Source organism: Klebsiella sp. HMSC09D12, from assembly GCF_001808475.1.
Taxonomy (GTDB): Bacteria; Pseudomonadota; Gammaproteobacteria; order Enterobacterales; family Enterobacteriaceae; genus Klebsiella; species Klebsiella oxytoca.
Genome location: NZ_KV793456.1, coordinates 1 through 17767, shown reverse-complemented (window position 1 = coordinate 17767; position 17767 = coordinate 1). Strand labels below are relative to the sequence as shown.

Below are 17767 nucleotides of genomic sequence, written 5' to 3'. Positions count from 1 at the left end.
ATTTTCTGCGGAATAATAGTGAACGGAACCCCTCCCACCCCGTCCCGGGGACGGCGCTTGACGCGCCTGTCCGGGCTACCCAATCTGCCACCCTCCAACACCGAGCCCGGAAATCCCGGGTCGCGGCGTAAACGCCTTACCCGGGCTACCGCCCCGCAGACGGCTGGAAACCCGTAGCCCCGGTAAGCGCAGTGCGACCGGGAAGATTGGCCGCTGGAGATTACCGGCTGCTCTGCAGAAACTGCCTGACGCGCTCGGAGTCCGGGTTGCTGAAAAACTTCTCCGGCGGCGCTTTCTCAATCAACAATCCCTTCTCAAGAAACACCACCTCATCCGATACCTGGCGCGCAAAGTCCATCTCGTGGGTCACCACCACCATCGTGTAGCCCTCGGCGGCCAGTGCCTTCATCACCCCCAGCACCTCGTTGACCAGCTCGGGGTCCAGCGCCGATGTCGGCTCATCAAACAGAATCACCTCCGGCGACATCGCCAGCGAACGGGCAATAGCCACCCTCTGCTTCTGTCCGCCGGAGAGCGTGATCGGGTAAACGTCGGCTTTATGCGCCATCCCCACTTTCTCCAGCTGCTGCATGGCGATAGCCTTCGCTTCATCACGCTTCATCTCCTTGACGTGCAGCAGCGCTTCGCTGACGTTCTGCTGCACCGTAAGGTGCGGCCACAGGTTAAAGCTCTGAAACACCATCCCTACCCGCTCGCGGATTTTCGACAGCTGACGATGGGACATCGCCCGGCCATTTTGTTCATCAATCCCCAGCCGCTGGCCGCTGATGCGGATCTCGCCGCGATCCGGCTGTTCCAGCCAGTTCATGCAGCGCAGCAGCGTTGATTTACCTGACCCCGACGAGCCGAGTATGCTCACCACGGTCCCTTTCTCTACCGTCAGATTGATATCACGAAGAACTTCAACATTATCAAACTGTTTTGAGACGTTTTTGACGCTTACAGCAGTCGTATCAGGCATGACTCATTCCTCTTCTCGCTCCCCAGGCGCTCAGACGCTTAATCAACAGCTCCAGCAGGATGCTGATCGCCCAGTAGAGTCCAATGGCGACAATAAAGGCGTTAAACGGGATAAAATAGGTGGCCTGCACGCTGTTAGCCGCGGCGGTTATCTCCTGGACGGTGATAATGCTGAGGAAAGCGGTATCTTTCAGGCAGATAATCAGCTGATTGCCCATCAGCGGTAGTGCCGATGACAAAATATTGGGCAGAATAATGCGGCGGAATATTTTGTAGCGCGAGAACCCCTGCGCTACCGCCGCCTCGATATAGCCTCCGGAAAAGACCCGACGCTGGCTGCGCAAAATCTCAAAGAAATAGGCGCCGTGGTAGATAATCAGGGCGATTAATCCGGCGGTCCAGGGCTCCAGACTAATACCCACTTGCGGCAGTCCGTAATAGAGCAAATAGGCGAGGATCAAAAAGGGAATCGCCCGCATTAAGCTGACAAAGCCAATAATAAGCCGGTTAAGAGTTTTCTTTTGATACTCGGTTAAATAGCACAGGGCCACGCCGATAATTAAGCCGGCTATTGCCGCAGTAATAAAAAGCTCAAGGGTGGCGAGTAAACCGGCAATAAAGCTGTCGCGCACCGACCAGATAACGGCCCACTGATTCATAGCACCTCCTCTCTTTATCGTGCCAGACGCTTCGCTTTACGCTCGGCCATCCCCTGCAGTTTCAGCAGCAGGCCAATAATCACCACGTACAGCAGACCCGCCGCCAGAATCGGCGAAAGCGGCTCATAGGTGACCGAAGAAATTCGGTTGGTCACGCGCGTCAAATCCACCACGCCAATCACCGCAATGGCGGGACTGCCCTTAATCAGGAACGACATCTCATTAACCAGCGCGGGCAGGCTTTCAATCCACATTTGTGGCAGCATGATGTAGCGGAAGTAAGCCCAGCGGCGCATCCCTACCGACTCCGCCGCTTCCCGCTGTTCGCGGGGGAAAGTGCGAAAGGCATTGCGCCAGATTTCGGCGTTGAAGGCCGAGGTGTTGAGCGTCAGCGCCACAATCGCCGCGACGTTTTTATCGAGATTAATCCCGACGGTCGGCAGAGAAAGAAACAGGAACAGCACCAGCGTAACCAGCGGCGTCGCGCGGGCAAGGCTGATATAGACCACCAGCAGCTGATCGATAACCGGGATACGCAGCATGCGCACCAGCGCGATCAGCAGACCAATCACCACCCCAAAGGCAATGGCGATGGCCGAAATCCAGAGGGTCGTCCATGCGCCTTCAATCAGTAACTGCCAGGAAATTGCATCCATGAAGCCCTCCTTCACCTGAACAGGCGGCGGTTTCCCGCCGCAGAACTCATTACAGCCCGGCTAATTTATGGAACTGTTCCGGGCTGGTAATCGCTTCGGTCGGCAGGTCGTCATAGGTTTCGCCAAACCACTTTTTCTGGAGTTCCGCAAGCTTGCCGGTCTCCTTCATGTGGTTCATAAATTTGGTCATATAGGCCAGCAGCTGCGGCGAGTTTTTCGGGATCGGCCACGCCATATAGCCCGGGCCGGATACCGCCAGACCTTTGGCAAACACCTTCGGCTTAGCCTTCGCCAGGTCGTTGACCGAGATAACCACGTTAATCACGTAGTCCAGGCGTTTGTTGGCGAGGTCGGCGTAGGCTTCAGGATAGGAGGGATACTCCACCACCGGCCCCAGCTTACCGCCGGTTTTCTCCAGCATCGCTTTCAGTTCTGGCAGCCTTGCCAGCAGCGCGCTGCCCGCCTGAACGCCCACTTTTTTCCCACTCAGTTCGGCAATGGTATTCAGGGAATTATCGCCCGCGCGTTTGACAAAATAGTGCTGCGCTGACGCCCACGGCGGCGTGAAATCAAAGACCTTGAGACGGTCATCGGTAATCACCGCGCCGGTTAACGCCATGTCGTATTGCCCGGTGGAGACCGCCGCCAATAATCCGGTCCACGGCAGAATGCTCTGGTCGACGTTGAATTTCGCGTATTTACGTAATTCATCGAGCATATCTTTGTTGAAGCCATCCGCCTGGCCGTTATTCATAAAGTTAAAAGGCGCGTAATCATCTTCGGTCGCGACTTTCAGGGTGCCGGATTTTTCTATTTCCGGAAGATCTGCGGCGGCTGCGTGATAAGAAAAGGCCATCGCCATGATGGCGCCCAGACAAATTGAACCTAATGATTTGTTCATTAATTCACCCCTAATTAATTCGCCAGACGTGTTCATTCCAGAACATGAAAAGGTTTTGCAAAATATGTGCCGACGGAAGTTCCGGTCCGCGACTGATGAATACGTTTTTACTGTAGGGAGCGTTTTAAATTTCCGGATAGAGCCAGATTCATCGTGCGGATGTGTCAGTCATTCTCAGGGTGGTATGGAATTTGCTCCGGTTCCTGTACAGAGCGTTTGAGTAAGGAGCCAGCCATGATCCGACACCGGTTACACGTTGATTTCGACCCGCGCCGCGGTTTGCAGGAGCAGGTGCGCGAAACGCTGATTAACGCCATTCTGGGCGGCATTTTTTCCGCCGACACGCCGCTCCCCTCCTGCCGCCAGCTGGCCAGCCAGCTGCGGGTATCGCGCAACACCACGGCGCTGGTGTTTGAGGGGCTGGTTAACGAGGGATATCTGGTGAGCCGCCCGCGCAGCGGTTATTACCTGCATGCGGATTATCAGCACGCAGCTCCCTCCACGGTAACGGAAGCTGCACCGCAGGACGCGGGTTCTGCACCACGCTGGGGCACGCGGCTGCAAATTACCCCCAGTCAGCAGGAGTCGATTCTCAAACCGGCCGGCTGGATGAACTACCGCTATCCGTTTATCTACGGTCAGCCCGATACCCGCCAGTTCCCGCTGACGACCTGGCGCTCGGCGGCGAACTGGCTGCACGGCGGCGTAAGGGACCCGGAGTGGGTGGTGGATCATATCGATCGGGACGTGCCGATGCTGATTGAGCAGATCCGCACCCGGGTGCTGCCCAAACGCGGAATTGTCGCCTCGGCGGACGAGATTCTGATAACCCTCGGTTCGCAAAACGCGCTGTACCTGCTGACCCGCCTGCTGATGTCCCCCGGCACGCGCGTTGGCGTGGAGAATCCCTGTTTTCGCGAGGCTATTAACACTTTTCTGCTTGCCGATACCGATATCGTGCCGCATCCGGTGGATGAACAGGGGATCGTCCTTAATGACGCCCCCTGCGATTACTACTATGTAACTCCCGGGCATCAGGTGCCAACCGGGGTGGCGATGAGCAAAGCGCGCCGCAGCCAGCTGCTGGAGCATGCCGCCCGCCATGATGCGGTGATTATTGAGGACGATTACGACTCTGAAAGTAACTTTATGCTCAACCCGCTGCCGGCGCTGAAGGCCAGCGATCGCTGCGGACGAGTGATCTACGTGAGCAGCCTGTCAAAGGCGCTCTCGCCTGGCCTGCGGCTGGGCTTTATGGTCGCTGACCCGGATCTGATTGACGAAGCCCGGGCGCTGCGGCGGCTGGTGTATCGTCATCCGCCAACCAACATTCAGTATCAGATGGCCCATTTTCTCGCCCAGGGTCATTATGAAACCCACCTGCGGCGCTACCATTACGACTCTGCCCAGCGCTGGGAGCGCCTCAATAACGCGCTGCGGCAGCACCTGCCAGAGTGCCAAATCATCCCCGGCAGCGAACACGCCAATGCCTTCTGGCTGGCCACCCCGGAGCAAATCAACACCCAGCAGCTGACCTGGCGCGCCGCCCACGCCGGGGTGCTGATCGAGCCCGGCGCCCGGCATTTTCTCAGCGACGCGCCGCCGGATAACTTTTTCCGAATGGGCTTTCACGCCATTAACCCTGACGCCATCGAACAAGGCGTGGAGGTGCTGCGCGGCCAGCTGGCGCAGATGGGCTAGCGGTATTGTTCAAATGCCACGGCCTGGCGAACCTCGACCAGCGCCGCGCGCAGGGTATCAAGCGGAACAGAACCGAGGGCGATGCGCAGCGCCTGCGGAACAGTTGCGGCAACGCAGAAGGGTTCGGCGGTCGACACGGAAATATGGCGCGCCATCAGCGTTTTCGCCAGACGATCGGCCCGACTCTCTTCGCCCAGAGGTAGCCAGAGAAAGTACGAATCCTCATGGCTCACGAAGGGCAGCCCATCGAGCGCCTCACGGGCAAGCCGCTGCCGCTGCCGCGCATCCTGGCGCTTCTCATTTTCAAAGCGTGCAACCGTGCCATCTTCAATCCAGGCGCAGATCAGCGAGCTCATCAATGACGGCGTATTCCACGTCGTCGCTCGTATGGCGCGCTCAATCTCAGTCCGATAGCGAGGTGGGCAGATGACCGTCCCTATGCGCAGACCGGTAGCGACGTTTTTCGAGAAGCCGGTGACATATACCGTTCTTTCCGGCGCATAGCTCACCAGCGGCGGCGGCGGATTGCGCACCAGGCTGGCATAGGCGGCATCTTCAACGATCAGCAGGTCGTGCTGGCGGGCGAGTTCCGCCAGCGTCTGCCGTTGGCGAGGGCTGAGCACCCAGCCCAGCGGATTGTGCAGCGTCGGCATGGTATACACCGCCCGGACGCGCCGCTGCTGGCATAGCCGGTGGAGCGCATGCAGATCCGGTCCGTCCGCGCCGCAAGGGATCGCCGCCAGTTCCAGATGATACAGCGCCGCCAGAACCTTAAAACCCGAGTAGGTGAGCGCATCGACCGCCACCACGTCCCCCGGGCGCAGAAGCCCCATCACGGTCACCGCCAGCCCGTGCTGGGCGCCGTTGACGATCAGCACATTTTCCGCGTCAGGGGCAAAGCGGCTGCTGGTCAGATAGCGAGCGATAATTTCTCGCTCCGGGAGCCGTCCGGCATGCGGCTGGTAGCGCAGATGAGCCTCGATATCCCCTGCCCCCGCCAGCTGCCTGAGCGCCTCGCGCAGCGCATCTCCCTGCGTCGGCAGCGAAGGATAGTTGAAGTTGAGATCCACAACATCGGCTGCCACCGCCTGCTGATCGACACCGTGTCCCGGCGGTAGCGCGATGTCCCGCACGAAGGTGCCGCGACCGGTTTCGCCGCTGACCAGCCCCATCGCTTCCAGTTCATGATAAACGCGCGTGGCCGTGGCCAGCGAGATCCCTTCGTCGGCGGCAAGCGTACGATGCGTCGGCAGGCGGGTTCCGGCCGGCAGCTGTCCGCTCTGAATCGCCTGCGCGTATCTGTCGACAACCGCTTTGTATCGGGCTTTCATCGGTGAATGTATCTATGACAATAATTTGATTGTATTGGATTGACCACATTACCATCGGCGCAGTCATGGCTCAAGCGAGCTCAGCCCCCCACTAAGCGAGGTTAGCGTGGTAGATTCAGCGGTTCATAAAACGGTTCCCGGGCCGTGGTCCGGATGGCTTAATGGTTTACTGGGCGTCATTATTTTTAGCGGTTCGCTGCCCGCAACGCGCCTGGCGGTGCTGGATATGAACCCGTTCCTGCTAACCTTTCTGCGCGCCTCCATCGCCGGGCTCCTCGCTATCGCGCTGGTAGTCGGCTTGCGCCAGAAACGGCCGCGCGCATCGCAGCTTGTCCCCCTGGCCATCGTCTCGTCAGGGGTGGTGATCGGCTTTCCGCTGCTCACGGCGCTGGCTTTGCGCCACGTCACTTCAGCGCATTCGATCGTTTTCATCGGGCTATTGCCGTTGATGACGGCCATTTTTGGCGTAGTGCGCGGCGGAGAACGTCCGCGCCGCGCTTTCTGGATCTTTTCCGTTATTGGCAGCCTGCTGGTGGTGGGTTTCGCCCTGACGCAACAAGCTGCGGCGTCGCTGAACGGCGATCTGCTGATGCTGGCGGCGGTGGTCGCCTGCGGCCTCGGCTATGCGGAGGGTGCTAAGCTGACCCGGGAGCTTGGCGGCTGGCAGGTGATTAGCTGGGCGCTGATTATGGCGCTGCCTTTTATGCTGATCGCCTCGTTACTCACCCGGCCAGCGTCATGGAGCGCCATCTCGGTTTCCGCCTGGATTGCGCTCGGCTATGTGTCGCTCTTTAGCATGCTTATCGGTTTTATTTTCTGGTACAAAGGGCTGGCCGCTGGCGGTATCGCCGCCGTCGGCCAGCTTCAGCTATTACAGCCGTTCTTCGGGCTTGGCCTGTCAGCCGCGCTGCTGCACGAAACCGTCAGCCCACTGATGCTGACCGTAACCCTGGGCGTGATTCTGTGCGTTATCGGTTCGCGCAAATTTGGCCGCTAGCCTGTATTGCCCTTGTAGCCCGGAAATCCCGGGTCGCGGCGTAAACGCCTTACCCGGGCTACCGCCCCGCGGTATAGCGGTGAACGGAAACCCTTTACACCTTCCCGGAGGCGGCGCGTTGCGCCTGTCCGGGCTACTACCCGTAGCCCCGGTAAGCGCAGCGCGACCGGGGAGGACAACCGGTTACACTACCCGCGCGTACTGCAGCATCACCTGCAGCAGCACGTTCGCGCCGGCTTCCACGTGCTCCGGCGACGCATATTCAATTTCGTTGTGGCTGATCCCGTCCTTACAGGGGATAAAAATCATCCCGGTCGGCGCCAGATAGCTCATATACACCGCGTCGTGTCCGGCGCCGGAGACAATCTCCCGCGCGGGATACCCCAGCCGCTGCGCGGCGTCGGCGATCGCCGCCTGGCACTCCGGGTGGAACGGCGCCGCCGGATAGTGGCTCACCTCTTTTAACGCCACCTTCAGGCCGCACTCCCGCTCGACCCCGGCGATAAACGCCCGCAGCTGGCGGTCCATCTCATCCACCAGCGCATCGCTGATATTGCGCATATCAATCGAAAAAGTGACCTCTCCCGGCACTACGTTACGGCTGTTCGGATAGACCTGCACTCTTCCAACCGTACCGCGCCCTTCCTCGCTGCGCCCGGCAATCGCCACCACTTCCTGCATAATGCGGGTCGCTATCTGTAACGCATCCTGACGCAGGCGCATCGGCGTCGGCCCGGCGTGGGACTCCTGGCCGGTCACCACGCAGTCATACCAGCGGATCCCCAGCACGCCCTGCACAATGCCGATAATTTTCTCTTCATCTTCAAGAATCGGCCCCTGTTCAATATGCGCTTCAAAGTAGGCGCCAACCGGATGGTCGCCCGGCGTCTGGCTGCCGATATAGCCGATACGCGCCAGCTCCGCGCCGACGGTTTTACCGTCCGCATCCTGCGCGGCGTAGATGGTCTCCAGCGGGAATACCCCGGCAAACACGCCGGAGCCCATCATCACCGGTACAAAGCGCGACCCCTCTTCATTGGTCCAGAACACCACCTCAATCGGCGCTTCGGTTTCAATCTCCCGATCGTTCAGGGTACGTACCACCTCCAGCGCCGCCAGCACGCCGTAGTTACCGTCAAATTTGCCGCCGGTCGGCTGGGTGTCAATATGGCTGCCGGAGACAATCGGCGGCAGCGCCGGATTACGCCCTTCCCGGCGCATAAATACGTTGCCGATTTTATCGACGGTGACGCTCATCCCGGCCGCCTGCGCCCAGCTAATCACCAAATCCCGTCCCTGGCGGTCAAGATCGGTCAGCGTCAGACGGCAGCAGCCGCCCTTCGGCGTAGCGCCAATTTCCGCCAGCGTCATCAGCGAATCCCACAGGCGCGCGCCATTGACCCGGCAGGCGGTGGTTTCGGTTATCGGGGTAAAAAGGACATCACTGCTCATTTCGGTCTCCTTGCATAAACGCGGCGGCCAGCTCGACCAGCAGACGATCGCTGCCGCGCGGGCCCAAAAATGAAATTCCCAGCGGCAGGCCGCCCGTCCGGGCAACCGGCAGCGTCACCTGCGGACGTTGGGTCATGACGGAAATTAACAGCAGATCGTGAGACAGGCGGCGGACCGCCTCTATCTCTTCGGCCTGCGCCGTCAGCAGCGGCGCGCCGTCGGGAACGGTCGGCATCACCAGGACCGCATCGCCCAACTGCGCGTCCCACCAGGCGGTAAAACGCTCGCGCTGCTGGCAGGCGGCGTCAAACTGCGCGCGGGTGACCGCTTTGCCCCAGAAAAAACGCTCGCGGACGTCCGGCCCCAGCTGCAGGCCGTAGCGCTCAATGGTTTCCCCCTGCGCCTGCCAGGCTTCGTAGCCCTGAATCTGGCGGAAGGCGAGATAGATATCATCCACGTCCGGCAGCGGCGCGCCGAGCGGCGTTACCGGGCCGAATAAGCGCGCCAGCTCCTGGCGGACCGGCAGCAGCGCCTGCTGGCTGCGCAGCGGCAGGCGGGAAAACAGCCCTTCATGGCTGGCCAGCCGCACGCCGGTGATATCCGCTCGCCCATCGTCGAACAGACAGGCGGCGACGGTGGAAAAGACCTCCGGCGAGCGGGCAAAGAAGCCACAGGTATCCATGGTGGCGCATAGCGGCTGGCAGCCGTCGAGGGAGAGTCGGCCATGGGTCGGGCGCAGGCCAAACAGTCCGCAGTAGCTTGCCGGCGTGCGTACCGAGCCGCCGGTATCGCTGCCGAGGGCAAAGTCGCACGCCTCGTTCGATACCGCCGACGCCGAGCCGGACGACGATCCGCCGGGGATATGATTCGGCGCGGCGCCGTTGCGCGGAGTGCCGTAATGCACGTTGTGCCCGCTCATCGAATACGCCAGCTCGCTGGTATGGGTTTTACCGATAAAGCGCGCGCCGTTATCTAATAATTTTTGCACCACCGGCGCGGTGCGGGTTTTCACCCCGGACAGCGCCAGCAGATGCGGATTGCCGCCGCCGGTGGGGGAGCCCGCTACGTCAAACAGATCTTTGACCGCAAAAGTTAACCCGCTCAGCGGCCCGCTTAGCGCATGCGCCACCGGATGCGGCGGATAGGGCATAAAAGCGCGAATATCATCCTGCATACTGCTTTCCTCATGGCTTCAGGCGTACAGCGCCTGGTTTTCAACGGACGCACTCAGCTCACGCCAGCGATGGCAGCTCACCACGTGACGCGGCCCGGCCGGTTCGGTAGCCGGCTGGCTCTGCGCACAGGCGGGGCGCGCGTGCGGACAGCGATCGGCGAACGCGCAGCCGGGCGGCAGACGCGAGAGATCCGGCGGCGAGCCGGGGATACAGTGCAGCGCGTCGCCCTTTTTCAGCCCCTCTTTCGGCCGGCTGCCCAGCAGCACCTGGGTATAGGGATGGCGCGGACGATACAGAATCTCCTCAATCGACGCCTCTTCCACGATGCGTCCGGCGTACATTACCGCCACCCGGTCGGCGATCTCCACCGCCGCGCCGATATCGTGGGTCACAAAAATGATCGACAGATCGCGCTGCTTTTGCTGCTCGCGCAGCAGGATCAGGATCTGTATTTGCACCGTGGCATCGAGCGCGGTGGTTGGCTCATCCGCCAGCAGCAGCTGCGGGTTGCAGGAGAGCGCGAGGGCGATCATCGCCCGCTGGCGCATTCCGCCGGACATCTCGTGCGGGTAAGCATCCAGCCGCCGCTCGGGGCTCGGAATGCGTACCTGGCGCAGCGCCTCCAGCGCCCTTTCCCGCGCCGCCTGTCGCGACAGGCCTTCATGGCGACGCAGCCCTTCGACAATCTGCTGGCCCACGGTATAGACCGGGTCGAAGGCCAGCAGCGGCTCCTGGAAAATCATCGCGCAGCGCGCGCCGCGGTAGCGCCGCAGTTGCCCGGCGCTCATCTTCAACACCTCCTCTTCCCCGACCCTCAGCGTGCCGGAAAGCACGCTGCTTTTCGGCGGATGCAGGCGCATCAGGGCGCGCAGGGTGACGCTTTTACCGGAGCCAGATTCGCCGATCAGCGCCATCACCTCGCCTTTTTGTACATCAAAGGAGACGCCGTTGACCGCGTTGACCGTCTGACCGTCGCGGCGAAACTCAACCCGCAGGTCGCGAATATGGACGTAAGCTTCATGCGACATGGCTCACCTCCTGAATGGCGATTTTTTGCTGCCAGGGCGACGCGGGCTGCGCCATCAGGCAGGCGCTCATGTGCCCCTCGCCGACGCTTTCGAGCGTCGGTTTCACCTCCGCGCACACCGCTCTGGCATGCGGGCAGCGGGTATGAAAGCGGCAGCCGGAGGGCGGAGAAATCGGGCTGGGCGGATCGCCGCTCAGCGGCGAGGTTAAGGTGCGATTATGCGGGTCCATCGACGGCATCGAACTTAACAGCGCCCGGGTATAGGGGTGGGCCGAGGCGGTAAACAGCTGCTCCGCCGGGCCAATCTCCACCACCTCGCCGAGATACATTACCAGGATGCGGTCCGACAGCCAGCGCACCACATGCAGATCGTGGCTGATAAACACATAGGTCAGCGCCAGCGTCCGCTTCAGCTCCTGCAACAGCTGCAGAACCTGAGCTTCTACCGATTTATCCAGCGCTGAGACCGCCTCGTCGAGGATCACCAGCCTGGGCTTCATCGCCAGCGCGCGGGCGATATTCACGCGCTGGCGCTGACCGCCGGAGAGCGCGTGCGGATAGCGGTGCGCAAAACGTCCCGGCTCAAGGCCAACGTGCGCCAGCAGGTAGCGGGCGTACTCGCTGGCCTCTTTGGCGCTGACGCCGTGTACCCGCTGACCGAAGGCAATGCTCTCTTCCATGGTCATGCGCGGGTTGAGCGAGGCGTAGCTATCCTGGAAAACCATCTGTACCTGGCGGCGATACGCTTTCATCGGCAGGCGCGATGAGCCCACTTCCAGGCCATCAAAGATCAGCTCCCCGCTGTCCTGCTTAAGCAGCTGCATCAGCAGCCGGGCGGTGGTCGATTTACCGCAGCCCGACTCCCCCACGACGCCGAGGGTTTCGCCTTTGATCACCGAAAAACTGACGTCATCCACCGCCTGTACCACTTCGCGCGCTTTGCCGCCGCCGGCGGGAAAATGCTTCAGCAGATTGTTAACCTTGAGCAGCGGCTGCGCCGGCCCACCGAGGTCGATATTCGTAAAGGGTTGCATCGCTTACTCCTTAATCGCCATTGCCGCACGCAGGCGGTCCGCGAGGATATTGAACGAAATGGAGGTGATAAAAATCATCAGACCGGGCAGCGCCGCCACCCACGGCTGGGTATAAATCGCCGTGCGCAGGGTGTTCAGCATCAACCCCCACTCCGGCTCCGGTGGGCGAACCCCGAGGCCGAGAAATGAGAGCCCGGAGGCGAGGATCATGCACACCGAAATCAGGCCGGTGGAGAAGACGAAAATCGGCCCCAGCACGTTGCCCAGCACCTGGACGCGAATAATGGTGAACGCGCTGGCCCCGGTGGCTCGGGCGGCGTCGATGTAGTCCATATGCCGCACCTGCGCGGTGACGCTTTCGGCAATACGCGCCACCTGCGGCACGAACACCAGGGTCAGCGATAGCAGCGCGTTACCGATGCCCGCGCCCAGCGCGCCGGAAAGCGCGATCGCCAGCAGCACCGAGGGAAAAGCATAAAATACGTCCACGGTGCGCATAATCAGGGTGTTGGTTTTGCCGCCCGCATAGCCGGCGATAATGCCGATGGCCCCGCCGATAAAAAAGGCCAACACCACCGGGACAATCCCCATAAACAGCGATAGCCTTGTGCCGAGAATCAGCCTTGATAGCATATCGCGCCCGAGCTCATCGGAGCCCAGCGGAAAGCCGTCAGTGCCGATCGGCTTGAGGCGTAAAAACATCGACGTTTGATACGGATCTTTAACGATCAGCCAGGGGCCGAACAGCGCCAGCGCCAGCAGAACGAGAATGATCGCGCCGACGAATACCCCGCCCGGGTCGCGCAGCAGGCGGCCAAACACGCCGCGCCAGTAGCCTTGCCTGGCAACCGTCCTGGCAGGGACGGCAATGCCTTTGGTCGTCACGGTATCCACCATCGTCAGCTCCTCTTAATTCGCGGGTCGAGACTGGTTTGCAGCATATCCACCAGCAGATTGAGCAGGACAAAGAACAGCGCCAGTACCCAGATGGTGCCCTGCAATAGCGGCAGGTCGCGCTGGAAAATGGCGGTGTTCAGCAGCAGGCCGGTGCCGGGCCAGGAGAAAACCGTCTCCACCAGAATCGAGCCGCCCATCAGATAGCCGACCTGCAGTCCCATCACCGCCAGCGCGGTCGGAGCGGCATTCTTCACCACATGCAGAAAGATCCGCGATTCGTTGAGCCCCCGGGCGCGCAGGCCGACGATAAACTCCTGGCTGAGAATGTCCGCCACCTGTGAACGAACGGTGCGGGCGATGATGCCGGTCGGGATCACCGACAGCGTGAAGGCCGGCAGCAGCATGAACTGCAGGTGTTCCCAGTCCCACTGCCAGCCCACCTCGCCGATTGGCCCGCCGCCGGTTGCCGGTAACAGCGCGAATTTGACGCTAAAAACGATAACCAGCAGCATCCCCAGCCAGTAGTGCGGCACGCTGACGCCGAATACCGACAGCACCGAGGCCAGGCGGTCAATAATGCTGTTACGAAAATAGCCGGCGACAAAACCAAACAGGCTACCCAGCACAAATCCGATCGCCGTCGCCAGCAGCGCCAGACGCAGAGAGTAGGTCACCGCCGTCATGACCTCGTCGATGACCGGACGGCCGGTGGCGACCGACATGCCCAAATCGCCGTGCAGCGCCCGCCATAGCCAGTGCACAAACTGCAGCGGCAGCGGTTTATCAAAGCCGTAGGCCTGCATTAAGGTCTGACGCAGCGATTCCGAGGCGTCCGGCGGCATCACCGACACCAGCGGGTCGCCCGGAGCTATCTGCACCAGCATAAAACAGATCACCGCGACCCCGAGCATGGTGGGGACGGCCAGCAGGATGCGATATAGCAGGGTATTGATCATCTCTTGCTCCCGAATCAATTACTCTTTTTTGCTCACCAGGCTAATGTCGATAAACCAGCTTTGCGGCTGCACCACTCCGGTGACGGCAGGCGAAATCGCCCTTGGCCCGACATCGTGAGCGACGAACAGGAACGGCACCTGATCGACCAGCGCGGCGTGCAGTTCGCCCGCGGCTTTATCCATTTCAGCCGGGGTAAACGCGTGCTTTACCGCCGCCGCCAGCTTTTCGGTTTCCGGCGTCGAGAAATAGCCCCAGTTGGTCGCTACCGGCGGGAAGGCCTTCGCGGTGGAGAAGCGGATCATGCCGAAATAGGGATCGTTAACCGCGGCGCTAACGTTGATCGCGTCGATCCCTTTCGCCGATGGATCTTTCGCCCCGAGACGCCAGTTGGTAAACAGGGTGTTCCATTCATTAACTTTAATGTCGACGTTAAAGAAGCAGCTTTTCAGGCTCTGCTGGATGTACTCGTTCATCGGCAGCGGCTGCATCTGCCCGGAGCCGGAGGCCGAGGTGGCAACCGTGACGTGCAGCGGTTTACCGGCGCTATAGCCAGCTTCGGTCATCAGCTTGCGGGCGGTTTCAGGGTCATATTTGATCTGGAAAGTGGGCTTGCCGTGCCACGGGCTGTCGGCCTCGTAGACGCCGGTCGCTTCGGTCATATAGCCGCCGAGATAGCTTTTAAGCTCGGCGCGGTTCAGGCACAGGTTGGCGGCTTTACGCACGCGAATATCTTTCCACGGCGATCCCTCTTCAAAGGAGAACTGCCACGGCCACAGGTGCGGCTGGGTGTTGGCATAGATTTTAAAACCCTGCGCTTTTATCTGATCGACCGCGTCCGGAGCCGGAGCTTCAATCCAGTCCACCTGCTTCGAGAGCAGCGCCGCGGTGCGGGCGTTAGCTTCCGGCAGCGGGATCAGCACCACTTTATCCACCCGTGGAATTCGTTCTTTGTTCCAGTAGTCGGGGTTCTTATCGAGGATCAGCTGCTGGCGGGGAACCAGTTTTTCCATTTTGAACGGGCCGCTGCCCACCGCATGGGCGGCGAACTCGGTCCATGCCTGTTTGCTGCGCGCCGCGGTATCGCCAGCGCTTGCCGGCACCGCGTCATACAGCTTTTGCCACGCGGTGGGCGAAACGATAAACAGATTGGTGATGTTGTAGGGCAGCAGCGCGTCAGGTTCGGCGGTGGTCAGCGCCACGGTATGGTCATCAATTTTCTCCGCGCCAGTCAGGGTCGGCATGCGTGAGAGAGTGTTGCCAATCTGGCCTGGCGCATACTGCGGCGCGGCTTTATTCAGTACCTTCTCCACGTTCCAGACGATGGCGTCGGCATTGACCTCCGAGCCATCGTGAAATTTAACCCCCGGGCGCAGGGTGAAAATCCAGCGGCTTTGATTTTGCGGGTCAACGTGCCACTCGGTTGCCAGTCCCGGCACCAGACCGCTGGGCTTTTCGCCTTGCGACAGATCCCATTCAACAAGGGCGTCGTAAAGCGGAATGCCGGTGAAACGGTTCCCTTCAAAACCCTGATCGGGCTGCCCGAGGGTCAAAGGAATATCGGCGGCAGTCATGGCGATCCGCAGAGTTGAGGCATGGGCCGACACGCTGGCAAACAACGCCAATGCCCCGCTAACAGCAACGGCGAGATGGCATCCAGGCGAAAATATTTTTTTCTTCAGCATCACATTGTCCCTGTTAAATAAAAGTCGCTAACTAACAGGCAAGATGCATACCAGTTCTGCAAGGGCGGGAAATAAGGGCGAAACGGCGTATAAAATAAGGATGACTTATATTATCTCGATGATTTTCATTGAAAAATAGAATCAGCTTATCTTTTTGCACCACTGACGGGAAATGTGTTGCAGGATTGCACCAGCCTTACTTTCTTTTGAAAGGGATAATCACGTGGCGTTATTTTCTATAAATTAAATTCATAATATTCGGCAAATCATCAGTTTGAGGCATTGTCTTCTATACTTTCTGATAAAGAGAAAGAGGGAGTCGCCATGCCGTTACCTGATTTTCACCGCTCCGAGCCGTTTACCCTTGGCATCGAGCTGGAGCTCCAGGTCGTCAACCCGCCGGGCTTCGATCTGAGCCAGGACTCTTCCGCGCTTATTGATGAGGTCCAGGGCACGCTGAAAGCGGGCGAGGCCAAACATGACATCACCGAAAGCATGCTGGAAATCGCCACCGGCGTCTGTCGCGATATCCATCAGGCCACGGCGCAACTGAGCGCGATCCAACAGGCGGTGCTGCGTGCCGCCGCCCGCCATCATGTACAAATCTGCGGCGGCGGAACGCATCCGTTTCAAAGCTGGCAGCGCCAGCAGATCAGCGATAACCCGCGCTACCTGAAAACCGTTGAGCACTTTGGTTACCTGGCGAAGCAGGCGACTATTTTCGGCCAGCACGTGCACGTGGGCTGTCAAAATGGCGATGATGCGATTTATCTTCTGCACGGCCTGTCGCGCTTCGTGCCGCATTTTATCGCGCTGAATGCGGCCTCTCCCTGGCTCGACGGGACCGATAGCGGCTTTGCCTGCTCGCGGCTTAATCTTTTTGCCGCTTATCCCGATAACGGCCCGATGCCGTGGGTCAATAACTGGCAGGCGTTTATCGGCCTGTTTCGTCGTCTTAGCTATACCAGCATGATTGACAGCATGAAGGATCTGCACTGGGATATTCGCCCCAGCCCGCGCTTTGGCACCGTTGAGGTACGAGTGATGGATACCCCGCTGACGATTACCCAGGCGGTAAATATCGCCGGGTTTATCCAGATCATTGCCTGCTGGCTGCTGACGGAACGGCCGTTTAAACATCAGCCCGAAGATTACCTGTTGTACCCCTTCAACCGCTATCAGGCCTGTCGCTATGGCCTGGACGGGATCAACACCGATGTGAACGGCGGCGAACAGCGAACCTTTCGCGAAGAAATTCTACGGCTGACGGATAAACTGGCGCCCAGCGCCCATAAGCTGAATGCCGGCAGCGCGCTGGAGGCGATTGTGCGCCAGGCGAAGCAGGCTCGCAGCGAGCCGCAGCAGATGCGCGAGTTCGTCGCCAACGGCGGTTCCTTAATCGGACTGGTGCAAAAGCACTGCGAGATCTGGACGGCGTAGCGGCGGTAACAGGGTATACTGCACGCTTTCGTCGTCTGTCTGGAACTTGTCGTGCGCTTTTTCTCTCTTCTGCCGCTGCTACTGTTATCTTTGCCCGCCTTCGCCAGCGGGAAATGCTCGCTGACCGATCCATCGCTCACGCTGCAAAGCTATCGCGTCGATCCGCAGCGCGAGCGCATTGTGATGTACTGGCAAAAAGAGGACGGCAAAGCCTGGGGGTCGCTGCGCTCGCTGCTGGCGGATATCGACCGCAACGGGCAGGTGCAGATGGCGATGAACGGCGGAATTTATGATAAAGCCTACGCGCCGCTGGGGCTGTATATCGAGAAAGGCCGGCAGTTGATCCCGCTAAACCGCGCCTCCGGCGGCGGCAACTTTTTTATTCGTCCCGGCGGGGTGTTTTATCTGCGAGGGCAAAACGCGGGAATTGTCAGCATTGATAAATTCAAGCCGTCGCCAGCCATTCAATACGCCGTGCAGTCGGGGCCAATGCTAATTGAAAACGGCAAGATCAACTGGCGGCTGAAGCCGTCCGCCAGCTCGCGCAAGTTGCGTAACGGTGTGGGCATCAACGGCGATGGCAAAGTGGTATTTATGCTCAGCGAGCGCGAAACCAATTTCTACGATTTCGCCTGCTACGCGCAATCCAGGCTCAACGTGCGCCAGATGCTCTATCTCGACGGCACCATTTCGAAGATGTACCGGAAAGGCGGCAGCGTGCCGTGGCAGTACCATCCGTTCGTCACCATGATCGCGGTGGAGAGCAGATAGTCTTAATAACATCGTCTGCGGGGAGTAGCCCCCGGGAGATTTTTATGCCGCTGTGGATATGCCTCTGAAACGACGTGATATGCAGCGATGCCCTGGCCCCCGCTGA

16 protein-coding genes are annotated in these 17767 nt (G+C 60.0%); 4 read left to right on the top strand and 12 right to left on the bottom strand.

Annotated features, from left to right (window positions below):
- Nucleotides 1-220: 220 nt before the first annotated feature.
- Genes HMPREF3178_RS08980 through HMPREF3178_RS08965 form a run of 4 tightly spaced genes read right to left on the bottom strand, consistent with a single transcriptional unit; the run spans nucleotide 221 to nucleotide 3197 of the window.
- On the bottom strand, nucleotides 221-982 hold the full coding sequence (locus HMPREF3178_RS08980; protein WP_017146396.1) for an amino acid ABC transporter ATP-binding protein: 762 nt from the start codon (nucleotides 980-982) through the stop codon (nucleotides 221-223).
- Nucleotides 975-1640: an amino acid ABC transporter permease gene (locus HMPREF3178_RS08975; protein WP_004100026.1), complete on the bottom strand. Its 666-nt coding sequence runs from the start codon at nucleotides 1638-1640 to the stop codon at nucleotides 975-977. The genes HMPREF3178_RS08980 and HMPREF3178_RS08975 overlap by 8 nt, the downstream gene beginning before the upstream one ends.
- A 14-nt stretch (nucleotides 1641-1654) precedes the next feature.
- Nucleotides 1655-2296, bottom strand: a complete 642-nt coding sequence (locus HMPREF3178_RS08970; protein ID WP_004100025.1) for an amino acid ABC transporter permease — start codon at nucleotides 2294-2296, stop codon at nucleotides 1655-1657.
- A 49-nt stretch (nucleotides 2297-2345) separates the two neighbouring features.
- Complete coding sequence (locus tag HMPREF3178_RS08965; RefSeq protein ID WP_004100024.1) at nucleotides 2346-3197, bottom strand: transporter substrate-binding domain-containing protein; 852 nt, start codon at nucleotides 3195-3197, stop codon at nucleotides 2346-2348.
- A gap of 234 nt (nucleotides 3198-3431) precedes the next feature.
- Between HMPREF3178_RS08965 and HMPREF3178_RS08960 the strand changes: the two genes are divergently transcribed.
- Nucleotides 3432-4898, top strand: a complete 1467-nt coding sequence (locus HMPREF3178_RS08960; protein ID WP_004111200.1) for a MocR-like pyridoxine biosynthesis transcription factor PdxR — start codon at nucleotides 3432-3434, stop codon at nucleotides 4896-4898.
- On the opposite strand, the gene HMPREF3178_RS08955 is transcribed toward HMPREF3178_RS08960, so the two are convergent.
- Complete coding sequence (locus HMPREF3178_RS08955) at nucleotides 4895-6229, bottom strand: aminotransferase-like domain-containing protein (RefSeq protein ID WP_017146397.1); 1335 nt, start codon at nucleotides 6227-6229, stop codon at nucleotides 4895-4897. The genes HMPREF3178_RS08960 and HMPREF3178_RS08955 overlap by 4 nt on opposite strands.
- Nucleotides 6230-6335: 106 nt before the next feature.
- Here HMPREF3178_RS08955 and HMPREF3178_RS08950 point away from each other — a divergent pair, with 106 nt between their 5' ends.
- Nucleotides 6336-7226 carry a DMT family transporter gene (locus HMPREF3178_RS08950; RefSeq protein WP_017146398.1) on the top strand — a complete coding sequence of 297 codons (891 nt, stop codon included), beginning with the start codon at nucleotides 6336-6338 and terminating at the stop codon, nucleotides 7224-7226.
- 183 nt (nucleotides 7227-7409) lie between these two features.
- Here the strand turns inward: HMPREF3178_RS08950 and HMPREF3178_RS08945 are convergent, their stop codons facing one another.
- From HMPREF3178_RS08945 to HMPREF3178_RS08915, 7 genes are read right to left on the bottom strand one after another with little or no spacing between them, the layout of a single operon-like run.
- Complete coding sequence (locus tag HMPREF3178_RS08945; RefSeq protein WP_017146399.1) at nucleotides 7410-8678, bottom strand: Zn-dependent hydrolase; 1269 nt, start codon at nucleotides 8676-8678, stop codon at nucleotides 7410-7412.
- The gene (locus HMPREF3178_RS08940) at nucleotides 8668-9852 is read right to left on the bottom strand and encodes an amidase (protein WP_070585132.1); all 1185 of its coding nucleotides are present in this window, start codon (nucleotides 9850-9852) and stop codon (nucleotides 8668-8670) included. The genes HMPREF3178_RS08945 and HMPREF3178_RS08940 overlap by 11 nt, the downstream gene beginning before the upstream one ends.
- A gap of 18 nt (nucleotides 9853-9870) precedes the next feature.
- Entirely contained in the window at nucleotides 9871-10881 is a 1011-nt protein-coding gene (locus HMPREF3178_RS08935) for an ABC transporter ATP-binding protein (protein ID WP_016809134.1), read from the bottom strand.
- The gene (locus HMPREF3178_RS08930) at nucleotides 10871-11914 is read right to left on the bottom strand and encodes an ABC transporter ATP-binding protein (protein ID WP_017146400.1); all 1044 of its coding nucleotides are present in this window, start codon (nucleotides 11912-11914) and stop codon (nucleotides 10871-10873) included. The genes HMPREF3178_RS08935 and HMPREF3178_RS08930 overlap by 11 nt, the downstream gene beginning before the upstream one ends.
- 3 nt (nucleotides 11915-11917) lie before the next feature.
- Nucleotides 11918-12811, bottom strand: a complete 894-nt coding sequence (locus HMPREF3178_RS08925; RefSeq protein WP_016809132.1) for an ABC transporter permease — start codon at nucleotides 12809-12811, stop codon at nucleotides 11918-11920.
- Between the two features lie 2 nt (nucleotides 12812-12813).
- Complete coding sequence (locus tag HMPREF3178_RS08920) at nucleotides 12814-13767, bottom strand: ABC transporter permease (protein WP_004111182.1); 954 nt, start codon at nucleotides 13765-13767, stop codon at nucleotides 12814-12816.
- An 18-nt stretch (nucleotides 13768-13785) separates the two neighbouring features.
- The gene (locus HMPREF3178_RS08915; RefSeq protein WP_017146401.1) at nucleotides 13786-15450 is read right to left on the bottom strand and encodes an ABC transporter substrate-binding protein; all 1665 of its coding nucleotides are present in this window, start codon (nucleotides 15448-15450) and stop codon (nucleotides 13786-13788) included.
- A gap of 324 nt (nucleotides 15451-15774) precedes the next feature.
- On the opposite strand from HMPREF3178_RS08915, the gene HMPREF3178_RS08910 reads away from it, so the two are divergent.
- Complete coding sequence (locus HMPREF3178_RS08910; protein ID WP_004100011.1) at nucleotides 15775-16890, top strand: YbdK family carboxylate-amine ligase; 1116 nt, start codon at nucleotides 15775-15777, stop codon at nucleotides 16888-16890.
- A gap of 51 nt (nucleotides 16891-16941) precedes the next feature.
- Nucleotides 16942-17661, top strand: coding sequence for a phosphodiester glycosidase family protein (locus tag HMPREF3178_RS08905; RefSeq protein ID WP_004100009.1), 720 nt, complete (start codon nucleotides 16942-16944; stop codon nucleotides 17659-17661).
- Nucleotides 17662-17767 lie beyond the last annotated feature (106 nt).

Bases quoted from the DNA above. Each gene is read 5' to 3' on its own strand.
- HMPREF3178_RS08980 (WP_017146396.1), bottom strand. From the start codon at position 982: ATGCCTGATACGACTGCTGTAAGCGTCAAAAACGTCTCAAAACAGTTT.
- HMPREF3178_RS08975 (WP_004100026.1), bottom strand. From the start codon at position 1,640: ATGAATCAGTGGGCCGTTATCTGGTCGGTGCGCGACAGCTTTATTGCC.
- HMPREF3178_RS08970 (WP_004100025.1), bottom strand. From the start codon at position 2,296: ATGGATGCAATTTCCTGGCAGTTACTGATTGAAGGCGCATGGACGACC.
- HMPREF3178_RS08965 (WP_004100024.1), bottom strand. From the start codon at position 3,197: ATGAACAAATCATTAGGTTCAATTTGTCTGGGCGCCATCATGGCGATG.
- HMPREF3178_RS08960 (WP_004111200.1), top strand. From the start codon at position 3,432: ATGATCCGACACCGGTTACACGTTGATTTCGACCCGCGCCGCGGTTTG.
- HMPREF3178_RS08955 (WP_017146397.1), bottom strand. From the start codon at position 6,229: ATGAAAGCCCGATACAAAGCGGTTGTCGACAGATACGCGCAGGCGATT.
- HMPREF3178_RS08945 (WP_017146399.1), bottom strand. From the start codon at position 8,678: ATGAGCAGTGATGTCCTTTTTACCCCGATAACCGAAACCACCGCCTGC.
- HMPREF3178_RS08940 (WP_070585132.1), bottom strand. From the start codon at position 9,852: ATGCAGGATGATATTCGCGCTTTTATGCCCTATCCGCCGCATCCGGTG.
- HMPREF3178_RS08935 (WP_016809134.1), bottom strand. From the start codon at position 10,881: ATGTCGCATGAAGCTTACGTCCATATTCGCGACCTGCGGGTTGAGTTT.
- HMPREF3178_RS08930 (WP_017146400.1), bottom strand. From the start codon at position 11,914: ATGCAACCCTTTACGAATATCGACCTCGGTGGGCCGGCGCAGCCGCTG.
- HMPREF3178_RS08925 (WP_016809132.1), bottom strand. From the start codon at position 12,811: ATGGTGGATACCGTGACGACCAAAGGCATTGCCGTCCCTGCCAGGACG.
- HMPREF3178_RS08920 (WP_004111182.1), bottom strand. From the start codon at position 13,767: ATGATCAATACCCTGCTATATCGCATCCTGCTGGCCGTCCCCACCATG.
- HMPREF3178_RS08915 (WP_017146401.1), bottom strand. From the start codon at position 15,450: ATGCTGAAGAAAAAAATATTTTCGCCTGGATGCCATCTCGCCGTTGCT.
- HMPREF3178_RS08910 (WP_004100011.1), top strand. From the start codon at position 15,775: ATGCCGTTACCTGATTTTCACCGCTCCGAGCCGTTTACCCTTGGCATC.